At 72.3% G+C, this 19,458-nt stretch carries 24 protein-coding genes, 1 pseudogene and 1 riboswitch; of the genes and pseudogenes, 6 read left to right on the top strand and 19 right to left on the bottom strand.

Annotated elements, in window-relative coordinates; translation table 11 throughout:
- The first annotated feature begins 19 nt into the window (after nucleotides 1–19).
- On the top strand, nucleotides 20–553 hold the full coding sequence (locus NH287_RS08575; RefSeq protein ID WP_253035266.1) for a ribonuclease H: 534 nt from the start codon (nucleotides 20–22) through the stop codon (nucleotides 551–553).
- 109 nt (nucleotides 554–662) lie between these two features.
- Here NH287_RS08575 and NH287_RS08570 read toward each other — a convergent pair whose 3' ends face one another.
- The 4 genes from NH287_RS08570 to mmuM form a co-directional block, all read right to left on the bottom strand.
- Nucleotides 663–1,142: an NUDIX domain-containing protein gene (locus NH287_RS08570; protein WP_253035265.1), complete on the bottom strand. Its 480-nt coding sequence runs from the start codon at nucleotides 1,140–1,142 to the stop codon at nucleotides 663–665.
- Between the two features lie 16 nt (nucleotides 1,143–1,158).
- Complete coding sequence (locus tag NH287_RS08565) at nucleotides 1,159–2,172, bottom strand: aldo/keto reductase family protein (protein ID WP_253035264.1); 1,014 nt, start codon at nucleotides 2,170–2,172, stop codon at nucleotides 1,159–1,161.
- Between the two features lie 79 nt (nucleotides 2,173–2,251).
- Nucleotides 2,252–3,508 (bottom strand): 23S rRNA (adenine(2503)-C(2))-methyltransferase RlmN, encoded by a 1,257-nt coding sequence (gene rlmN, locus NH287_RS08560; protein ID WP_374209368.1) that lies wholly within the window; start codon nucleotides 3,506–3,508, stop codon nucleotides 2,252–2,254.
- Nucleotides 3,509–3,551: 43 nt separating this feature from the next.
- Nucleotides 3,552–4,430: a homocysteine S-methyltransferase gene (gene mmuM / locus NH287_RS08555; RefSeq protein WP_253035263.1), complete on the bottom strand. Its 879-nt coding sequence runs from the start codon at nucleotides 4,428–4,430 to the stop codon at nucleotides 3,552–3,554.
- Nucleotides 4,431–4,485: 55 nt separating this feature from the next.
- On the opposite strand from mmuM, the gene NH287_RS08550 reads away from it, so the two are divergent.
- Together NH287_RS08550 and NH287_RS08545 are read left to right on the top strand one after the other, a co-directional pair.
- Complete coding sequence (locus tag NH287_RS08550) at nucleotides 4,486–4,953, top strand: GNAT family N-acetyltransferase (RefSeq protein WP_253035262.1); 468 nt, start codon at nucleotides 4,486–4,488, stop codon at nucleotides 4,951–4,953.
- Between the two features lie 46 nt (nucleotides 4,954–4,999).
- A complete protein-coding gene (locus tag NH287_RS08545) occupies nucleotides 5,000–5,848 on the top strand; it encodes a Cof-type HAD-IIB family hydrolase (protein ID WP_253035261.1) in 849 nt (282 codons plus the stop codon).
- Between the two features lie 42 nt (nucleotides 5,849–5,890).
- Here the strand turns inward: NH287_RS08545 and NH287_RS08540 are convergent, their stop codons facing one another.
- Genes NH287_RS08540 through NH287_RS08530 form a run of 3 tightly spaced genes read right to left on the bottom strand, consistent with a single transcriptional unit; the run spans nucleotide 5,891 to nucleotide 8,280 of the window.
- A complete protein-coding gene (locus tag NH287_RS08540) occupies nucleotides 5,891–6,721 on the bottom strand; it encodes an NAD(P)-dependent oxidoreductase (RefSeq protein WP_253035260.1) in 831 nt (276 codons plus the stop codon).
- 15 nt (nucleotides 6,722–6,736) lie between these two features.
- A complete protein-coding gene (locus NH287_RS08535) occupies nucleotides 6,737–7,507 on the bottom strand; it encodes an enoyl-CoA hydratase/isomerase family protein (RefSeq protein WP_253035259.1) in 771 nt (256 codons plus the stop codon).
- 11 nt (nucleotides 7,508–7,518) lie between these two features.
- Nucleotides 7,519–8,280, bottom strand: coding sequence for an SDR family NAD(P)-dependent oxidoreductase (locus tag NH287_RS08530; protein WP_253035258.1), 762 nt, complete (start codon nucleotides 8,278–8,280; stop codon nucleotides 7,519–7,521).
- Between the two features lie 109 nt (nucleotides 8,281–8,389).
- Between NH287_RS08530 and NH287_RS08525 the strand changes: the two genes are divergently transcribed.
- Complete coding sequence (locus NH287_RS08525) at nucleotides 8,390–9,115, top strand: aminoglycoside 3'-phosphotransferase (protein ID WP_253035257.1); 726 nt, start codon at nucleotides 8,390–8,392, stop codon at nucleotides 9,113–9,115.
- Nucleotides 9,116–9,119: 4 nt separating this feature from the next.
- Here NH287_RS08525 and NH287_RS08520 read toward each other — a convergent pair whose 3' ends face one another.
- Nucleotides 9,120–9,467, bottom strand: a complete 348-nt coding sequence (locus NH287_RS08520) for a hypothetical protein (RefSeq protein WP_217532452.1) — start codon at nucleotides 9,465–9,467, stop codon at nucleotides 9,120–9,122.
- Between the two features lie 51 nt (nucleotides 9,468–9,518).
- On the opposite strand from NH287_RS08520, the gene NH287_RS08515 reads away from it, so the two are divergent.
- A complete protein-coding gene (locus NH287_RS08515) occupies nucleotides 9,519–10,022 on the top strand; it encodes a GNAT family N-acetyltransferase (RefSeq protein WP_253035256.1) in 504 nt (167 codons plus the stop codon).
- A 16-nt stretch (nucleotides 10,023–10,038) separates the two neighbouring features.
- Here the strand turns inward: NH287_RS08515 and NH287_RS08510 are convergent, their stop codons facing one another.
- From NH287_RS08510 to NH287_RS08500, 3 genes are all read right to left on the bottom strand, one after another.
- A complete protein-coding gene (locus NH287_RS08510; RefSeq protein WP_253035255.1) occupies nucleotides 10,039–10,833 on the bottom strand; it encodes an energy-coupling factor transporter transmembrane protein EcfT in 795 nt (264 codons plus the stop codon).
- A complete protein-coding gene (locus tag NH287_RS08505) occupies nucleotides 10,830–12,371 on the bottom strand; it encodes an ABC transporter ATP-binding protein (protein WP_290440463.1) in 1,542 nt (513 codons plus the stop codon). The genes NH287_RS08510 and NH287_RS08505 overlap by 4 nt, the downstream gene beginning before the upstream one ends.
- Nucleotides 12,290–12,928 carry an ECF transporter S component gene (locus tag NH287_RS08500; protein WP_253035253.1) on the bottom strand — a complete coding sequence of 213 codons (639 nt, stop codon included), beginning with the start codon at nucleotides 12,926–12,928 and terminating at the stop codon, nucleotides 12,290–12,292. The genes NH287_RS08505 and NH287_RS08500 overlap by 82 nt, the downstream gene beginning before the upstream one ends.
- Nucleotides 12,922–13,031: riboswitch (TPP riboswitch) on the bottom strand. It overlaps the preceding gene by 7 nt.
- Before the next feature lie 38 nt (nucleotides 13,032–13,069).
- Between NH287_RS08500 and NH287_RS08495 the strand changes: the two genes are divergently transcribed.
- Complete coding sequence (locus NH287_RS08495) at nucleotides 13,070–14,455, top strand: D-alanyl-D-alanine carboxypeptidase family protein (RefSeq protein WP_253035252.1); 1,386 nt, start codon at nucleotides 13,070–13,072, stop codon at nucleotides 14,453–14,455.
- A gap of 3 nt (nucleotides 14,456–14,458) precedes the next feature.
- Here the strand turns inward: NH287_RS08495 and NH287_RS08490 are convergent, their stop codons facing one another.
- From NH287_RS08490 to NH287_RS08455, 8 genes and pseudogenes are all read right to left on the bottom strand, one after another.
- Nucleotides 14,459–15,391, bottom strand: coding sequence for a DnaJ domain-containing protein (locus tag NH287_RS08490; protein ID WP_253035251.1), 933 nt, complete (start codon nucleotides 15,389–15,391; stop codon nucleotides 14,459–14,461).
- A 1-nt stretch (nucleotide 15,392) separates the two neighbouring features.
- Nucleotides 15,393–16,454 carry an enoyl-CoA hydratase/isomerase family protein gene (locus NH287_RS08485; RefSeq protein ID WP_253035250.1) on the bottom strand — a complete coding sequence of 354 codons (1,062 nt, stop codon included), beginning with the start codon at nucleotides 16,452–16,454 and terminating at the stop codon, nucleotides 15,393–15,395.
- Nucleotides 16,455–16,498: 44 nt separating this feature from the next.
- On the bottom strand, nucleotides 16,499–16,975 hold the full coding sequence (locus NH287_RS08480) for a hypothetical protein (protein WP_253035249.1): 477 nt from the start codon (nucleotides 16,973–16,975) through the stop codon (nucleotides 16,499–16,501).
- Between the two features lie 72 nt (nucleotides 16,976–17,047).
- A complete protein-coding gene (locus tag NH287_RS08475) occupies nucleotides 17,048–17,875 on the bottom strand; it encodes a uroporphyrinogen-III synthase (RefSeq protein ID WP_217532436.1) in 828 nt (275 codons plus the stop codon).
- A 185-nt stretch (nucleotides 17,876–18,060) separates the two neighbouring features.
- Nucleotides 18,061–18,327, bottom strand: a complete 267-nt coding sequence (locus NH287_RS08470; protein WP_064003416.1) for a hypothetical protein — start codon at nucleotides 18,325–18,327, stop codon at nucleotides 18,061–18,063.
- Nucleotides 18,317–18,727, bottom strand: coding sequence for a phage holin family protein (locus NH287_RS08465; RefSeq protein ID WP_253035248.1), 411 nt, complete (start codon nucleotides 18,725–18,727; stop codon nucleotides 18,317–18,319). Before NH287_RS08465 ends, NH287_RS08470 begins: the two co-directional genes overlap by 11 nt.
- On the bottom strand, nucleotides 18,724–19,140 hold the full coding sequence (locus tag NH287_RS08460; RefSeq protein WP_064003418.1) for a hypothetical protein: 417 nt from the start codon (nucleotides 19,138–19,140) through the stop codon (nucleotides 18,724–18,726). The genes NH287_RS08465 and NH287_RS08460 overlap by 4 nt, the downstream gene beginning before the upstream one ends.
- 103 nt (nucleotides 19,141–19,243) lie before the next feature.
- A pseudogene (locus tag NH287_RS08455) lies at nucleotides 19,244–19,458 on the bottom strand (hypothetical protein); the annotation flags it as partial.

The following is a 19,458-nucleotide window of genomic DNA, read 5'->3' as shown; positions in this document are numbered from 1 at the left end:
GCGCGGGTACCGTGGAGCGGTGACCGAAACCTCCCGCTATGTCGTGGCCACCGACGGCGCCTGCAAGGGCAATCCCGGACCGACGGGCTGGGCGTGGGTCGGCGAGGACGGCCACTGGGCGGCGGGCTCGATCATCCAGGGCACGAACAACGTCGGCGAGCTGATGGGCCTCCTCAAGGCGATCGAGGACCATGCGGATGTCCGCGAGCTCGTCGTGCAGGCCGACTCCAAGTACGCCATCGACACGTACGAGAAATGGATGGACGGTCACCGCCGCCGCGGCTGGAAGACGTCCACCGGCGCACCCACGAAGAACGTCGACCTGCTCGAGCAGCTGATCACCGCGCGCGACGCTCGCCGCGCCGCGGGCCTTCCCGACGTGGTCCTCGAACACGTCCGCGGACACCGCGGTCACGTCCTCAACGAGTGGGCCGACGAGCGCGCCGTGCGCGGCGCCGAGCACGCGGCATCCGGCAAGGAATCGGCGTGGTCGTCGCTCGGCGGCCTGCACGAGAAGCTCGACGTGTCCGAGGCGCCGAAGAAGAAGCGCTAACCCGCGCGCCGGTGCGGGCACGGACCGCGGAGTCTTCGCCGAGGTCGAGCTCCGCAACCGGTTCCGACCCGCGACCCCCGCGAATGCTCCGCGGTTGTTGCCGCGGCCGTCAGATGTCCGCGGCGCTCAGCAGTTCGGCCAGCCGATCGAACGCCGGCCGCTGCCCCTTCACGACCCGCTCGCGCGCCCGATCCAGCGGCATCCATTCGGCGCGGTCGACCTCGGGGAAGGATGCCGTCCGACCCGATCGCGGCGGCCACTCCGTCTCGAACTCGCCGAACACGAACCCCTCCGCCTCGAAGCCCGCACCGTCGGCGACGAACACCGTCACCCGCTTGCCCGACGAGTACGCGAACGTGCCGAGCTCGGCGTAGTCGGCCTCGGGAGGGGCGACGCCGAGCTCCTCGCGGAACTCGCGCTTCGCGGCATCCAACGCCTCTTCGCCGTCCTCGAGTTCACCCTTCGGGACCGACCAGGCACCCTCGTCCTTCGACGCCCAGTACGGCCCGCCCATGTGAGCGACGAACGCCGACACCCCGCCCCCACCGTCGAGACGGTAGAGCAGGATGCCGGCGCTCTGCGTGACCACGGACGGGCGGCGCTCGTCAGATCAGACGGGACTTCGGCGAGACGGAGTACGTCTCCTCCGGGTCGGTGACCGCCACCGGCGCCAGCGCCTCGTTGATCGCGGCGTACGTGTCGTCGTCGAGCTCGATGCCCGAGGCCTTCACGGTGTCCTCGAGCTGCTCGGGACGCGACGCCCCGATGATCGCCGCGGCGATGTTCGGGTTGTGCAGCACCCACGCGAGGGCGAGCTGCGGCATCGTGATGCCCGCGCCCTTGGCGATCGGCTGCAGCTTCTGCACCGCGGTGAGGGTCTCGTCCTTCATGAAGCGCTTGATCATGTCGGATCCGCCCTTCTCGTCCGTCGCGCGCGAGCCCTCGGGCGCCGGCTGACCGGGCTGGTACTTGCCGGTGAGGACGCCCTGCGCCAGCGGCGACCAGACGATCTGCGAGATGCCGAGCTCCGCAGAGGTCGGGACGACCTTGCCCTCGATGACCCGCCACAGCGCGGAGTACTGCGGCTGGTTCGAGATGAGCTGGAAGCCGAGCTCCTTCGCCAGCGCGTGCCCGGCCCGCAGCTGCTCGGCGGTCCACTCGCTGACGCCGATGTAGAGCGCCTTGCCCTGACGCACGATGTCGGCGAAGGCCTGCATCGTCTCCTCGAGCGGGGTCTCGTAGTCGTAGCGGTGCGCCTGGTAGAGGTCGACGTAGTCGGTGTTCAACCGCTTCAGCGAACCGTTGATGCCCTCGAGCAGGTGCTTGCGCGACAGACCGTGGTCGTTCGGCCCCTTGGGACCGGTCGGCCAGTAGACCTTCGTGAAGATCTCGAGGGATTCGCGGCGCTGACCCTTCAGCGCCTCGGCGAGGACGGACTCGGCCGCCGTGTTCGCGTAGGCGTCGGCGGTGTCGAACGAGGTGATGCCGAGGTCGAGGGCCTTGTGGACCGTCGCGATCGCCGCGTCGTTCTCGACCTGCGAGCCGTGGGTGAGCCAGTTGCCGTAGGTGAGTTCGGTGACCTTGAGGCCGCTGTTGCCCAGGAATCGATAGTTGACCATGCGTTCGACGCTACTCTCGCGCCCGGTCGACTCCGCGGGCCTTGACAGGGTTACGCCGCCGGCGGAATCGCCTCCGGAGTCAGACGGATGCCGCCGCGGCCTGATCCTCTTCGGTCGCGACGAGCTGACCGCACGCGCCGTCGATCTCCTTGCCGCGGGTGTCGCGGAGGGTCGTCGGGATGCCGGCGTCGTTGAGCCTGCGGACGAACTCGTTCTGCACGTCGACGTCGGACGAGGTCCAGATCGAGCCGGGCGTCGGGTTCAGCGGGATCGGGTTCACGTGCACCCAGCCGCGACCGCGCTGGTTGAGCTTCTCGGCGAGGAGATCGGCACGCCAGGCGTGGTCGTTCATGTCCTTGATGAGCGCGTACTCGATCGAGACGCGACGCCCGGTCTTGTCGAAGTACTCGCGCGCGGCGTCGAGGGCCTCATCGACCTTCCAGCGTGAGTTGACCGGGATCAGCTCGTCGCGCAGGTGGTCGTCGGGAGCGTGCAGCGACAGTGCGAAGGTGACCGGGATCTCCTCGGCGGACAGCTTGCGGATCGCCGGCACGAGCCCGACGGTCGAGACCGTGATGCCGCGGGCGCTCATGCCGAGCCCGTGCTTCTTGTCGACCATCGTGCGAACGGCCTGCATGACGCGGGCGTAGTTGGCGAGAGGCTCCCCCATGCCCATGAAGACGATGTTCGTGACGCGCTCGTCCTTGTGGCCGACCTTGCGGGGATCGCCCAGGCCGCCGTCGGCGATGAGGCGGTTGGCGCGGACGACCTGGTCAACGATCTCGGCCGCCGACATGTTGCGGGTGAGGCCCGCCTGGCCGGTGGCGCAGAACGGGCAGTTCATGCCGCAGCCGGCCTGGCTCGACACGCACAGCGTGATGCGCCCGGTGTAGCGCATGAGGACGGACTCGACGAGCGCGCCGTCGTGCAGACGCCACAGGAACTTGATCGTGTCGCCGCCGTCGGTCTCGAGCCGGCGCACCTCGGTCATGAGGTTCGGCAGCAGCCCGCCGACGAGCTCGTCGCGATTCGCCGCCGGCAGATCCGTCATGTGGGCGGGGTCGGAGGTGTAGTGCTGGAAATAGTGCTTCTCGAGCTGCGCGGCGCGGAAGCCCGGCATCCCGAGCTCCTTCAGCTTCTCTACGCGCGCGTCGTGATCTAGGTCGGCGAGGTGCACGGGCGGCTTGCCCCGCTTGGGGCTCGCGAACTGCAGGAGCGGGCGGCCTTCGGCATCCTTCGCCTGCGTCCACCCCTCGGTCGCGGGACGCACCTGCTTGGGCGTCGTCGAGCGCACGGCGGACATGCCCTCGGGGCGCGCGGGAGTGGACTCGGTCATGCCTTCCAGGCTACCGGGGCGGGCTGGACGGATGCCGGGCGGCTCAGTCCTTCAGTCGGCGGGCGAGGCCGGCGATGTCCTCGGGAGTCGTGCGGCAGCATCCGCCGATCAGCCGTGCCCCCGCCTCCACCCAGGCGTCGACGTCGGCGAAGGTGGCCGTCGCGTGGCCGTGCCACGAGCGCGAGGCGGCGTCCCAGACCTCGCCGCTGTTCGGGTAGACGACGGCGGGCGTCGTCGGCGGCATCCGGTCCAGCACGCGGGTCAGTGCGGCCGGCGGGCAGCAGTTCGCTCCGACGGCGACGGCCCCGGGCGCAGCCGCGGCGGCCGCCAGCGCAGCGGCGAGCGCGTCGTCGCCGTCGAAGGCCGTGCTCGCGCCCGACAGCGAGATCCACGCCGGGATCCCCACGCCCTCGAGCGCGGCCGCCAGCGCCTCGGCCTCGGCGGGCGATGCGATCGTCTCGACGGCGAGGAGGTCAGGCCCCGCCTCCGCGAGCGCGAGCAAGCGACGGCGGTGCCACGCGGTCAGCTCGGCCACCGACAGACCGTACGCACCGGTGTACTCGCTGCCGTCCGCGCGCACGGCACCGAAGGGACCGACGGATGCCGCGACCCACGCCCGGCCGTCCGACGCCTCGCGGGCGAGGCGAACCGAGGTGGTCAGCAGCGCATCGACCTCGGCGGCATCCCGCCCCGCCGCGGCGAGGTTGTCGTACCCGAGCTGGTAGGAGGCCGTCGTGACGACGTCGGCGCCGGCCTCGACGAACGCGGCGTGCACGTCGCGCACGTCACCGGGCGCGTCGATGAGCACGCCCGCCGACCAGAGCACTCCGCTGAGATCGTGGCCGCGGGCCTCGAGCATCGTCCCGAGCCCACCGTCGAGGACGAGCGGACGGGTGGCGATCGCGGCGGCGACATCGGGCATGCGGTCACTCTAAGCCGCCGGCCGCGGGCCGCCGAAGGCGGATTACGCTGAACGGATGAGCACCGCCCGCATCCGTCCCATCACCGTCGACGACGCGGGCGAGGTGCTCACCCTGCAGCGGGCCGCCTTCGTGCAGGAGGCGCTCATCTACGACGCCGTCGACATGCCGCCGCTCACGCAGACGCTCGACGAGGTCCGCGCCGAACTCGAGGACAACCTCGGATGCGTCGCCCTCGACGGCGAGCGCATGGTGGGCTGCGTGCGCGCCCGCGTCGACGGCGACCTGCTCCTCATCGGCCGCATCGCGATCGCACCCGATCAGCAGGGCTCGGGCCTCGGGACCGCGCTGCTGTCGGCGGTCGAGGAGCGCGGCCGCGAGGCCGGCGCCACGACCGCGGAGCTGTTCACCGGCTCGCTCAGCGAGGCGAACCTGCGCCTCTACGAGCGCGAGGGTTACGAGGAGAGCGAGCGCGTCCCCGGCGACGACGGCACCGCGCAGGTGTTCCTCCGCAAGCAGCTCTGACCCGCCCGCGCACCGAGCGTTCATCCGCATCCGGGAGAATGGAGGCATGACGCGCATCGCTTTTCTGGACGTGGACGGAACCATCCTCGAGCACGGAACGGCCATCGCCGACTCGACGATCACCGCGATCCGGACGGCACGCGAGAACGGCCACCTCGTCTACCTCTGCACGGGACGCGCCGCCGGCGACATCCACCCCAAGGTCCGCGAGATCGGCTACGACGGCGCGATCACCAACGGCGGCGCCTACGCGGTGCGCGGCGACGAGCTGCTGTTCGCCGACCCGATGCCGCGCGAGGACACCGACCGACTGATCGCCTACTTCGAAGCGGAGGACATCGACTACTTCCTGCAGTCGAACGAGGCCGTCTACGCGAGCGACGGGGTCGGTGCGATGCTCGACGAGTACTTCGCCGAGCGCCGCAAGCGTCACCTCGAAGACGCCCGCCGGCTCGGACAGACCGATGCCGTCGACCCGGAGCCGATCGTCACCTACCGTCCCGTCGGCGAGGCGGACCTGGACGCCATCGCGAAGACCACGTTCATCAGCAAGCGCTCCGACAGCGTCGACAAGGCCCAGGCCGACCTCGGCGAGCGCTTCCACGTCATCCCCGGCAGCATCCCCCTCCCCGGCGGGTCCAACGGGGAGATCGGACTGGCGGGCACGAACAAGGGTTCGGCGATCGTGCGCGTGCTCGACATCCTCGGTCTCGACGCCGCCGACGCGATCGGCATCGGCGACAGCTGGAACGACGCCGAGATGTTCGACGTCGTCGGCACGCCCGTCGCCATGGGCAACGCCGACCCCGCCCTCAAGGAGCGCGCCGGCAACGTCACCACCGACGTCCTCGACGACGGCGTGTGGAACGCGTTCGTGAAGCTCGGCCTGGTCTGACGCGCGGGCGCGCGTTCACGGCCGCGCATCCGGCCGCCGACCTCAGTCGAGGAAGATGTCGGGGAACAGCTCGGCGTCGGGTGTCCCCGGCGTCGCGGCGTAGCGCGAGAAGTCGGTGACACCGGCATCCCTCAGCACGTCCTCGACGATGAGAGTCTGCCCGGTGTACTCACGCGCCGGCTTGCAGAGCACCTCGTACGCCGCGTCGGCGTAGACCTCGGGCGTGCGGCTGACCTTCATCATCCGGTCGCCGCCGAGGGCGAACTGCACCGCCGCCGTCGCGATCGTCGTCTGCGGCCACAGCGTGTTGGCGGCGACGCCGTCCTTCGCGAACTCGGCCGCCATGCCGAGGGTCGCCATCGTCATGCCGTACTTCGCGAGGGTGTAGCCGGTGTGCGCGCCGAGCCATTTCGGCGACAGGTTGAGGGGCGGCGACAGCGAGAGGATGTGGGGGTTCGCGGCATCCTTCAGGATCGGCAGCGCCGTGCGCGACAGCATGAAGGTGCCGCGCACGTTGACGTCCTGCATGAGGTCGTACTTCTTCGCGGCCAGTTCGAGCGAGCCCGACAGGTCGATGACCGACGCGTTGTTGACGACGATGTCGATGCCGCCGAACTCGCCCTGCGTCTTCATGACGGCCTCGGTGATGTCGCCGTCGTCGCGGACGTCGCCGACGATCGGCAGCGCACGACCCCCCGCCGCGCGGATCTGCTCCGCCGCCGAGTGCACCGTGCCCTCGAGCTTGGGATGCGGGGTGTCGGTCTTGGCGAGCAGCGCGATGTTCGCGCCGTCCCGCGCGGCGCGCAGCGCGATCGCGAGGCCGATGCCGCGGCTGCCGCCCGACATGAGGATGGTCTTTCCGGCGAGGGTCATGGGTTCTCCAGTGGGTCAGGAACGGCGCGAACGGGATGCCGCGGCGAACGCGGCGATCCGCGTCGCCGCATCGGGGGTGTCGAACGCAGCACCGATCGTGCGGGCCTCGTCGTCGAGGTTGTCGGCGAACGGCCGCGCGGCGCCGGTGCGGACGAGGCGCTTCGCCTGCCCGAACGCCCCGGTCGCGCCGTCGAGCCAGGCCCGCGCGATCTCGTCGGCACGCTCCCCGGGCTGGTCGACGACCTCGGCGATGAGCCCCCACTCGTGCGCGGTCGGCGCGTCGATCGTCGTGTCGGTGAGCAGCAGCTGCAGCGCGCGGCGCTGTCCGACCGCCGCCGGCAGCAGCGTCGAGACGCCGAGGTCGGGGGTGAGCCCGATGTTCGCGTACTTGCTGACGAACACGGCTCGCGGCGACGCGACGATGTAGTCCGCCGTCAGCATGAGACCGAGACCGCCGCCGGCGACCGCTCCCTGCACCGCCGCGACCATCGGGATCGACGACTCCACGAAAGTCCGGATGCCGTCGTGGATCACTCCGGCCATCTCGGTGATCGCGCCACCACTGCCGCCGGAGATCGCCATCTGCACGACGTCGCCGCCGGCGCAGAACGCCGGGCCCGCGGCATCCAACACGATCGCGCCGACCGTGTCGTCGCGCGTCAGCTCGTGCGCGAGGTCGCGCCAGCGCGTGCCCATCTCGAAGTCCATCGCGTTGAGGGACGCCGGGCGGTTGAAGGTCAGCCGGGCGAGGGCGCCCTCGCGGCGCAGCAGGATCGAGTCGCTCATCGGGTCTCCACTCACTTCGGGGCCATGCGGATCGAACCGTCGAGACGGATCGTCTCGCCGTTGAGATAGCCGTTCTCGACGATGTGCTGAACGAGCGCGGCGTACTCGTCGGGCCTGCCGAGCCGCGCCGGGTAGGGCACCTGCTGGCCGAGCGACTCCTGCGCCGCCTCGGGGAGCCCCGCGAGCATCGGGGTCTCCATGATCCCGGGTGCGATCGTGCAGACGCGGATCGCCGAGCGCGCCAGTTCGCGCGCGATCGGCAGCGTCATCGCGTGCACACCGCCCTTGCTGGCCGCGTACGCGGGCTGCCCGATCTGACCGTCGAAGGCCGCGACCGACGCGGTGTTCACGATGACGCCGCGGTCCCCGGATGCCGTCGGTTCGGTCGCCGCCATCGCCGCCGCCGCGTGGGCGATGACGGTGTAGGTGCCGATCAGGTTGATGCGGATGATCCGTTCGAAGTCGGCGATCGGGCTCGGCGAACCGTCGCGGGTGAGGACCTTCGCGGGCGGCGCGATCCCGGCGCAGTTGACGGCGACGCGCAGCGGGGCGACGGCGGATGCCGCGGCCACGGCCGCCTGCACCTGCGCGGCATCCGTCACATCGGCGGCGGCGAAGGTCCCGCCGAGCTCCGCGGCGACGTTGGACCCGGATGAGGTCGGCAGGTCGACGATGACGACGTGCGCACCCTGCGCGGCGAGGCGGCGGGCCGTGGCGAGACCGAGTCCGCTGGCCCCGCCGGTGACGAGGGCGGATGCTGCGGCGATGTCCATGCGCTCTCCTTCGAACGGGATCGGGTTCCACCTTACGCGCGACTGGGTGCCACGGCAGCAGGATGCCTCCAGGCTAGCCGTCCCCGACGGTGGGCGACAGGATGGAGGGATGTCCGTCCCCCTCGCCGACGCGCCCGTCCCCCCGATCGTGCGCCGCCTCGCGCGCGGTGCGGCACTCCTGCCGGTGTGGGAGAACAAGCTCGGCGGGCAGACGTTCCGCACCGACGACGACCGGTTCATCAAGGTCGGTCCGGTCCATCTCGAGACCTCGATGGCGGATGAGGCGGAGCGGATGGCCTGGGCAGCTCCCTACGTGCGCGTGCCGACGGTGATCGAGCAGGGCGACGACGGCGAAACGGAGTGGCTCGTGACCCGCGCCCTCACCGGCCTCTCGGCGGTCGATCCGGCGTGGGTCGCGCGGCCCGAGACGGCGGTCAGGGCGATCGGCGAGGGCCTGCGCGCCCTGCACGAGAGCCTGCCGGCGGCATCCTGTCCCTTCGACTGGACCGTGCCGGCGCGCGTCGCGAACGCCGCGGCGCGCGGGGTGATCGTCCCCGACGAGCTGCGCGAGGCGCCGCCGATCGACCAGCTCGTGGTCTGCCACGGCGACGCCTGCGCGCCGAACACGCTGATCGGGGACGACGGCCGATGGAGCGGCCACGTCGACCTCGGGCAGCTCGGCCTCGGCGACCGGTGGGGCGACATCGCCGTCGCCGCGATGAGCACCGGCTGGAACTACGGCCCCGGGTGGGACGGCGTGCTCCTCGAGGCCTACGGCGTCGCGCCCGACGAGGAGCGCCTCGCCTACTACCGCGACCTCTGGAACGCGACCTGACCCGTCAGCGCACCGCGCCGTCGAAGAGCGCCGCCGCCGCGAGATAGCCCGCCACGACGACGGATGCCGAGACGATCGGCACCCACGCGAGGTCGCGCCCCGTGCGCCAGGCGACGATCGCGGCGACCGCGGTGAGGACGAGGCTGGTGAGGATCGCGCCGCCGAAGAGCATGCCCGCGGCATCCGCCGCCCCCCAGTCGCACGACGGAGAGCAGTGCCCGCCGGCGAGGACGCCGCGCAGGAACCACAGCACCCCGGTGACCACGATCGCGACCGCCTGCAGCACCGCGACCGCGAGGACGCCGCCGGCACCGCTCCGCCGCAGGCGCGGAGGAACGGCGGGGGCGGACATACCGCGGACGCTACCAGCCGCGACACCCCCGCGGGCGCTTAGGCTCGACCGGTGAGCGAACGGACGAGCACCGGGTCCCGCATCCTCGAGGTCGCGTGGGCCGACCCGCGCGCGACCGCGCTCCGCGATGAGTTGGATGCCGACCTCGGCGCCCGCTACGACGGGTTCCACGGCGACGAGCCCGCCGAGCGGAAGGCCGCGCGCTCCCGCGCCCTCGCGATGCACCCCGACGAGATCGTCGCGACCCTGATCGCGGTGGATGCCGACGGCACACCGACCGGCCACGTCATCCTCCGTCGCCTCGGCGAGGAGTGGGAGATCAAGCGCCTCGTCGTCACCGAGGCGGCGCGGGGCCGCGGCATCGCGCGAACCCTCATGGGCGCCGCGCTCGACCGGGCACGCGCGGGCGGTGCCGATCGGGTCATCCTGCAGACCGGCATCCCGCAGCCCGAATCGGTCGCCCTCTACGAGTCGCTCGGATTCACCCGCATCCCGGTGTACGAGCCGTACGCCGAGACGATGCCCCGTTCGATCTGCTTTGCCTACGCGTTCTGAGGGCGCGGCGCGCGACTCACATCCAGACGACGCGGAACGAGCCGACGGCCACGGCGACCGAGATCGCCACGGCCACGATCGCCAGCGCACCGACCACGGCGACCGCGTCCCGGCGGGACAGCCGCGACGTGCGGGCCCAGGTGCGTTCGACGGGCGCGCCGAACCCGCGCGCCTCCATCGCGGTCGCGAGGCGCGTGCCGCGACGCACCGCGAAGACGAGGAGCACGAACGCCATCGAGAAGAACCGGCGCACGGCGTTCCGGTCCCCCACGCCGCGCGCCCGCCGCGCGAGGCGCATGGCCCGCCAGTCGTCGACGAACAGCCCGAGCGTGCGCGTCCCGGCCAGCACCCCGAGCACGAGTCGCGCGGGCAGCCGCACGATCTGAGCGAGCGCCGCGGCGAGCTCGATCGGGTCGACGCGGCTGAACAGCAGGACCGTCGGGAGCGCGAGCGCGATGACCCGCACCCCGACCGCCACGGCGAACCCGATCGACGCGTCGCTGATCGTCGCGTACCAGAACGAGGCGTACACGCGCCCGCCCGGCTCGGCGTACAGCAGCATGCTCAACCCGGCGACCGGCATCAGCACGAGCACGGGCGCCATCCGTCGCAGCGTTGCCCCGAACCCGATCCCGGTCAGCGGGATGCACAGCACCATCAGCACGACGGCGACACCGGCGCTGACCGCGTCGATCGTCGTCAGCAGCGGGATGGCCAGGACGAAGGCGAGAAGGATGCGGACCGCCGGGTTCACCCCGTCGAGCCACGCGTCCCGCCTCGCGGTCCCGGTGTCGGCCGCCGCGAGGATCATGACGCCACCGCCGCGAGCTCGATGTGCCGTCCGCCGAGCAGCCGCACCGCGTCCTCGTCGTGCGTCACCGCGACGACCGCGCGCCCGTCGGCGACCTGCGCCTGCAGCAGCGAGACGATGCCGGCCCAACCGCGACGGTCTTGCCCGAACGTCGGCTCGTCGAGGACGATGACCTCGGGCGATGTAGCGAGGACGGTGGCCACCGACAGCCGCCGCTTCTGACCGCCCGACAGCGTGAACGGATTGGCGCGCGCGAGCGCGGTGAGCCCGAGCTCGTCGAGCAGCCGGTCCACGACGGCGTCGATCTCGCGGGACGGGCGCCGGAGGGCGCGCGGTCCGACCTCGAGCTCTGCACGCACCGTCGAGGCGAGGAACTGGTGCTCGGGATCCTGGAACACGGTGCCGATCCGGGTGAGGAGCTCGCGCGAACTCCAGCGGGATGGCCGCGCTCCCCGACGCCCCGCGGGCACGGTGCCCGCCTCGACGGCCCCGGCGAACTCCGGCAGGAGCCCCGCGAGGGTCAGCGCGAGTGTCGATTTGCCGACGCCGTTGGGTCCGGTGATGACGGATGCCGCCCCCGCCGCCACCTCGAGGTCCAGTCCCTCGCGCACCGGCGTCCGCCCGTCCCGCGAGACGGCCAGCCCCCTCGCCCGGAGGGCGGCGGGGACGTCCGTCGTCACGGCCGGCAGCGCGGGCAAGTCGACGGGGTGACCCGGCAGCCAGACCCCGGCCGCGAGCAGGGTCGCCGCGTGACGGGTGAACACTTCGGCGGGTGTTCCGTCCGCGAGCAGACCCCCCTCGGCGTCGAGGACCACGACTCGCGTCATGAGGTCCACCCACACGTCCGTCCGGTGCTCGATCACGACGAGGGTGGCGCCCGTGGCCTCCACCGCCCGTCCGACCGCGGCGCGCACCTCGCGGACCCCGACGGGGTCGAGGTTGGCGGTCGGCTCGTCGAGCAGCAGCAGACCCGCGTCCATCGCGAGGGCGCCCGCGATCGCGAGGCGCTGCTTCTGGCCGCCCGAGAGCCGCGCGGTCTCGCGGTCGAGCGGGACGTCGAGCCCGACGGCGTCGAGCGCGGCGCGCACCCGCACCGGGATGCGTTCGGGCGGGACGCCGAGGTTCTCGCAACCGAATGCCACGTCGTCGCCGACGCGGGAGAGCACGACCCCGGCGTCGGGATCCTGCAGCACGAGGCCGACACGGCCGCGCTGCGTGCTCGGGTCGGCGCCGTCGATCGTCATCCGACCCGACGCCTCGCCGTCCTCGTCACCGCCGAGCAGCCCCGCCATTCCCGCGAGGAGCGTCGACTTGCCCGCGCCCGATGCACCGAGCAGGAGCACCCGCTCGCCGGGGGCGATGTCGAGGTCGACGTCCGCGACGGCCGGTCGGCGACGGCCCGCGTAGCGCCACCCCCAGCCGCGTGCGCGGAGTCCGGCCGGGCGGGACCCGGTGGTCAGACCTCGTCCGCCTGTTCTCGACCCGCGGCGAACCGGCTGAGGGCACCGGTTTTCGCGAGAGCCCGGACGAGCAGCCATCCCACGACGCCGGCGAGCACGACGCCCGAGACGATGATCGTGCCGAGGTAGATGAGGTTGAACTCGAGCGTCTTCAGGATGTTCGGGGTCGAGCCGAAGAACAGTTCGAAGATCCACGCAGCGACGCCCGCGCCGACGCCGGCGAGCGCGGCCACACCGATGCCGAAGCGGCGGTAGAGGAACACGGCGAAGATGAGCTCGGCGCCGAGGCCCTGGACGAGGCCCGACAGCAGCGTCGACGGGCCCCAGATGTTGCCGATCGTGGCCGAGACGGCCGCGGCGACGACCTCGACGAGCAGCGCGGCGCCGGGCTTCCGGATCACGAGACCGCCGATGACACCGCCGATGAGCCAGATGCCGACAGCGAAGCCGCCGAGGCCGGGGGTCGCGGCATCCATCACCTCGAACCAGCCGTAACCGACGCCGTTCCAGAACCAGAACAGCAGGCCCACCGCGACACCGAGGACGGCGGCGACGACGATGTCGACGACCCGCCAACGCGAGCGGTTCGGCGACGTGGTGGTCCGGGTCTCGGACGTGGACGCGACAGCGTGCATTTCTCTCTCCTCCCTGCGCCGGCATGATCCGGATCAGGTTCGACGGTCGAAGCGTGGATCGCTTCCTCTCAGCCCGGCTCACCGGACTCCCGTGGTTGTGCGTCGAGTATAGCCACAGGGAGAGCGCGCTACCGTTGTCCGGTGACCGTGGACGACGCCGATTCCCGCACGCGCCGACGCCGGCGCGGTGCGACGCCTGCCTCCCCCGCCGCCGATCACCGTGCGCTCGGGTGGGTCGACGAGGAGGGGCGTCCGGTGAGCGCCTCCCAGGCCCAGCCCGCGACCTTCGAACTGCTGCCGCCCGAGCGTCGGCGGCGCGGCATCCCGCTCGCCGTCCTCGGCATTCCGGCCCTCGCCGTCCTGGCGGTCGTGACGGCCTACACGAGCGCCATGCTGCTCTGGCCCTTGAACAACGTGACGCCCTCGGCGACGACGACCGACGCCGCCGCCCTGACGGGGGCGGCGAGTGCGATCGCGTGGCCCGCCGAGGGCGAATCCGCCGTCGGCATCACCGGGTTCGCTCCCGCGGCCTCGTCCGAGACGCCGGCGCAGATGGCGAGCACGACCAAGCTGGTGACCGCCCTCGTCATCCTCGACCAGGCGCCCCTCGCCGCCGGCGAGCAGGGTCCCGAGTACGCGTTCACGTACGCCGACCGCCTGGAGTACTGGGACTACGTCGGGCAGAACCAGTCGGCGCTCAACGTCCCCGACGATGGCTCGCTGACCCAGTACCAGATGCTCCAGGGCATGCTCATCGCCTCGGCCAGCAACTACGCCGACCGTCTCGCGACCGACGCGTTCGGGTCCGTCGAGGAGTACGTCACCGCCGCGAATGCGTGGCTCGCCGAGAACGGGCTCGACGGCATCACGGTGACGGATGCCTCCGGCTACGACCGCGGCAACGTCGCCACCCCGGCGGCCATGGTCGCCCTCGCCGAGAAGGCGCTCGCCAACCCCGTGATCGCCGAGATCGTCGCCACGGAGACCGCGGAGCTGCCCGGCGCGGGCGAGTTCGAGAACACCAACGCCCTGCTCGGCACCGACGGCGTCGTGGGTCTGAAGACCGGCAGCTACGCGGGCTACTACAACCTCGTCGCCGCGCGGACGATCGACCTCGGCGGCGGCCCCACGGCGCTGTTCGCCTCCGTCGCCGGCGCGCCGACGGACGGCGCCCGCGTCGATGACACCGAAGCCCTGCTCGACGCCGTCGCGCAGGAGGCGTCCGTCACCTCCACCCTCCCCGCCGGCACGGTGGTCGCCGAGGTCACCACGGCCTGGGGCGCGAAGACCACGCTCGTCACCGACGAGGACGCCGAGCTGCACCTGTGGAACGGGGCGACGGCAACGGCCGAGGCATCCTTCGACATCGAGGCGGATGCCGCGGCCGGAGCGGATGCGGGCACGCTCGTCCTCTCGGGGCCGGCCGACCAGGTCGAGGTGCCGGTGAGCGTGAAGACCGCGATCTCCGGCCCCGACCCGTGGTGGCGCCTCACGCACCCGATGCAGCTCGTGGGCGGCGGCGACTGAGACTCAGGCGAAGCGGACGGTCTGCTGCAGTCGCGTCCGCACGTCGAAGAGCTCGTTGCCACCGATGTCGCGCGCACCGCTGACGCCGCGGCGGAGGACCGTCGCGAGGACGCTGCGGGCGACGACGGCGACGGGCAAACCCTTCACCTTGCCGAGTTCCTCCACCGCCGTCGCGACGTCGTCGTCGGGGAGGACGACGAGCGCGGCGCTGAACCGCACCTTCGCCGCACGGCCGAGCGCCCGCGCCGCGAGCACGAGCTGCGCGACGGGAGCGCCGACGACCGCGTCGCCCTCGAGCTCGCCGCGGCGGGTGCGCACCGGCGCGCCGAAGTCCTCCGACAGCACGGCGTACAGGCCGCTCGGCCCCAGCACGACGTGGTCGAGCTTCACGTCCGGGTTCCGCGCGTCGGCCGCCACGTCGTGCCATACGGTGTACCCCATGCCGAGCTCGGCGACGATCCGCGCCGTCGCCTCCTCGGCGAGCGCGTCCGCGAGCAGGCGTCGCACCTCGTGCGGCGCGCTGCGGACGAGGGCGGGATCGTACGGGTCGGCGAGGTCCACCCCGCGACCCGCCCACTCGCGGATCAGGTCGAGGTACCGCTCGCGACGCCAGCCGCCGGGCTGCCCGAACGAGCGGGCGCGCGGCCGGGTGTCGGCCTGCCGGGCCGGGGGCCGCCACATCGGGGCCGACGGATCCGGGCCGTACGAGGCGGTCTCGCCGAAGCCGTGGCCGCGGTCGTATGCCGCGCGGGCCTCGGTGGTCCCCACGAGCTCCCACGCGCGCTGCACCTGCACGAACTGCGCGGCGTCGCCGCCGGTGTCGGGATGCGTCTGCCGCAGACGCAACCGGTAGGCCTTGCGCAGGTCGTCGTCGCTCGCGTCGGCGGCCACGCCGAGGACCTCGTACGCCGACGCGGAGAGGGGGCTGTCGAACACGTCAGCTCCAGAGGGGGACGCTCGGGCGGAACGAGAGCGCGGTGTCGGCGGTCTCGGCGGGGACCTCGTGCAGGCGGGCCGGCTGCCAGCGCGGCGCTCGGTCCTTGTCGACGAGTTGCGCGCGGATCCCCTCGACGAGGTCGGGCTGGGTGCGGCCGAACCATTCCACGAGCGCGTACTCCTGCGCCAGGGCCGCGCGCAGGTCCGGCAGCCCGCGTGCCGAGCGCACGGCGGCGAGGGTGACGGTCAGCGCGGTCGGAGCCTGGGTCTCGAGCAGGTCCGCCGTGGCCGCGGCATCCGCTTCGGGGCGGTCGCGAAGGCGGGCGATGATCTCGGCGACCGTGTCGGCGGCGAACGCGTCGTCGATCCACGCGCGCGAGGCGGCGAGACGACCGGGTTCGGGGGTCTCGTCGAACAGCATCGCGATCTCGGTCGGTGTGTCCGGGTCGGCCCGCGTGACGAGGGCGTGCCGCACGTCGCCGAGGCGGTCGGCGGGCACGAGGTGGTCGGCGAATCCGGCGTGGATCGCGTCGGCGGCATCCATCGTCCCGCCCGTCAGGGCGAGGTACTCGCCGACCCGTCCCGGCGCGCGCCCGAGCAGCCACGACCCGCCCACGTCGGGGGTGAAGCCGATGCGGGTCTCGGGCATCGCGAGCCGGGAGCGCTCGGTGACCAGGCGCACCGAGGCATGGCCCGCCAGGCCGATGCCGCCGCCCATCGTCACGCCGTCGGCGAAGACGATGACCTGCTTCGGGTACTCCGCGATCCTCGCGTTCAGCGCGTACTCGTCGCGGAAGAACGCCATCGCCGCCTCGGCCTCGCCCGCCAGGATCTGCTCGCGGAGCGCGCGCACGTCCCCGCCAGCGCAGAAGCCCCGCTCGCCCGCGCCGTCGAGCAGGATCAGGCGGATGTCGGGGTGATGCTCCCACGCGTCGAGCGCGTCGGCGATGCCGCGGATCATGCCGTGGTCGACGGCGTTGATCGCCTCGGGCCGGTTCAGCGTGATGCGTCCGACGCTCCCCTCCGCACGGACGAGCAGACGGGATGCCGCGGGTTCACTCACCCGGGCAACGTTACCGGCCGGATCCTCGGTGCCGGCCGAGCGCGTCAGGCCTGCGCGGGTCGTGGCGCCCGGCGACGCGGCGCCCGCACGGGTCCGTCCGCCGCGGCATCCGGTCGCTGCACCGGGATCTCCGTCGTCACGAGCTCGACGACATCCACTGGCTCGTCGTCGGCTTCGAGGCGCAGGGCCTGGACGAGGGCGAGCCCGTGTCGCGTGGTGATGACGAGGCGCTGGAACTCGGGGTCGCCGTCGAGGTCGATCACGACCGAGGGGCGCCGCCGCCGCACGAGCACGAAATCGTCGCCGCCGGCGGAGCGCCACCGCCCCATCGCGACGGTCCGCGGGATGACGGTGCCGGGGGTCGGCACCCCGCGCAGCCACGTCCACGGGTCGTCGACGAGCTGCACCTTCGCGATGTGGGTGCGCTCGACGCGGACGGCGTCCTTGCGGAACGACAGCGCACGCTCGGTGGCCGAGAGCGCGACCTCCAGTCGCGACGAGTCGAGCAGCAGCGTCACCATGGGATCAGTCTGCCAAACGCGTCCCGTACGACGGATGCCGCATCCGCAACGATCCGGTCTCGGCCATCCGCCTCAGCCCTGGATGCGGGGGAACGAACCGGTCGGCGGGGCGAACTCGTCGATCGCGTGCGGCAACGGGAACTGGGCCACGGCGGCGATGAGCCCGGCGACCGTCTGCTCCTTCGCGATCACGCTGACCCCCAGCCCGGCGCGGCGGGCGTCCTTCGCCGTGCGGGGACCGATCGCGGCGATCACGGTGCCCGCCGGGATCTCGGGGAACTGCTCGTGGACCTGTTCGGCGACCGAGCCACTGGTGACGAGGATCGCGTTGATGCGCCCGGAACGGACGTCGGTGGCCACCTTCTCGGTGACCGGCACCCCGACGGTGCGGTACGCCACGACACTGCGGACGTCGTGCCCCGCCTCGACGAGCAGCCGCGTCAGGACCGGCTTGGCCAGTTCGCTGCGGAGCGTCAGCACCCGCATGGGCTCCGGCTCGAGGGCGATGAGCTGCGCCGCCATCCCCGCAGCCGAGTTGTCGTCGTCGGGGACCAGGTCGACGCGGTAGCCGACGGCGCCGAGCGCCGCGGCGGTCGTCTCACCCACAGCGGCGACGCGGGTGGTGGGAGGGATCACCGCACGGTAGGCGTGGAGGACGTCGACGGTCGTCGAACTCGTGAGGGTCACCCAGTCGAAGGCGCCCGACGCGAGGTCGCGGAGCGCCGACTCGAGGTCGGTCGGGTCCTCGGACGGGGCGAAGTTGATGAGCGGCGCGATCACCGGCGTCGCCCCCTGCGCGCGCAGCGCCGCGGCGACGCTGTCTCCCCAGGGACCCCCGCGCGGGACGAGCACCCGCCAGCCCTTGAGGGGCTTCGGTGCTGCCGCAGCAGGTGTGTTCATGGTTCGACTCTCGTGTCGGCGGTGGCCGCCCCCGAGCGAGACGGCCGACGCTCAGCGGAGGGATGCGCGCAGATGCGCACGTTCGGGACCCTGTCGTCGGCAGCATCTGCACCATCGCCGCTGCCTGCTCCGAGCATACCCCCGGTCGTCAGCGACGTCGCGGCGACGGGGTCCGGCCGCACCGATCAGCGCGTGTACAGCCGGACGGCTCCCCAGACGACGAGCCCGATGGCGGCCGCGACACCGACCGCGGCGACGACGGCACCCGAGGGGTTGCGGTCCGCGAACTCGCGGGCCGAGACCTGGGCGCGCCGCGTGGCGCGGGCGGCCCGCTTGGGGACGTTCGCCTTCTCCTCGATCGCGGCGAGCGCGGCCTTCAGCTCGGCGCGCGCGCGCTCGACGGGGTCCGTGATGCCGAGCGGAACGGCGGTGCGGGGCAGGTCAGAACTCATCGGCCACTTCCTTCACGATTCGGGCGTCGGTCGACAGGGCCTTCGCGGGGTTCTCACGGTTCTTCATGCGCTTGATCCGCAGCATCCCGAGGATCCCGAAGATCACCACGAGCAGCAGACCGAGCACGACGAGGATGAGCGCCGCCAGCCAGGGCGCCATCCACGAGGACAGACCGATGACCGTGAAGGCACCGATCGCCGGGAGGGTCCAGAACAGGACGAACAGCGCCAGGACGAACCAGAGGCCGACGACGCCGGCATCCTTCCCGGTCCGCGTCGCCCAGGCCTTCGCGGCGTTGATCTCGGCGACGATGAGGTTCTTGACGAGCTCGGGGAGCTCAGCGACGAGACCGAGGAGGCTGTCGTCACCCCGGTCGCGGAATCCGCGAGGCGTGCTCATGAGGCGGACGAGGACTTCTTGGTGCCGGTGCCGGAGGAACGCTTCGCGGTGCCCGAGCCGGTCGACCGCTTGGCGGAGCTCGACACGGCGTCGGCAGTCGTCTCGGCGGCATCCTTCACGTCGTCCGCGGCGTCCTTCGACGCGTCGAGGGCGGCGTCGAGCTTGTCGCCCGCGGTGCCCTTCGTGGTGGCGGCGCGGGTGATCTTGACCGCGCTGCTCCACAGCACGCTCGGCAGGGCGAAGGCCGCCGACTTGCCGAACTCGCCGACCTTGTCGACCTGCTTCTGGACGGCGGGGGTGTTGTAGACGCGCAGGTACGCGTCCTTGATCTGCTCGTAGCGCTGGCGGCCCGCACGGGCCCCGAGCACGTAGCCGGCGGTGAGCCCGACGACGATTCCGATCTTGCCCTTCATGGCGATTCCTCACGTTCGAAGCGATGTGATGCCGAGGACCCAGCGTAACGGCGCATTCCGTTCGCGGCATCCACCCTTGACAGGCGGCTCAGGTGGAGGCAGCCTACCCGCCCGCGTGCCACAGCAGGCCGGATCGGATGCGCTCCGCTTCGTCCTTCGCATCGGCGACGACGCGCGTGAGGCCGGTGCCGTCGACCCACGCGCCGACGACGCCGAGCCGCTCGTCCTGCCGGACGGCGCGGCGCACCTCGTCCCGCGCGGGTGACAGGGCGGAGGACGGCAGCGACCGCGACCAGCGGGCGCGGTGCGTCCCGCGCA

This window comes from Microbacterium sp. CnD16-F (assembly GCF_024124465.1).
GTDB lineage: Bacteria > Actinomycetota > Actinomycetes > Actinomycetales > Microbacteriaceae > Microbacterium > Microbacterium gawkjiense.
This window is presented reverse-complemented; position numbering and strand designations above follow the sequence as displayed.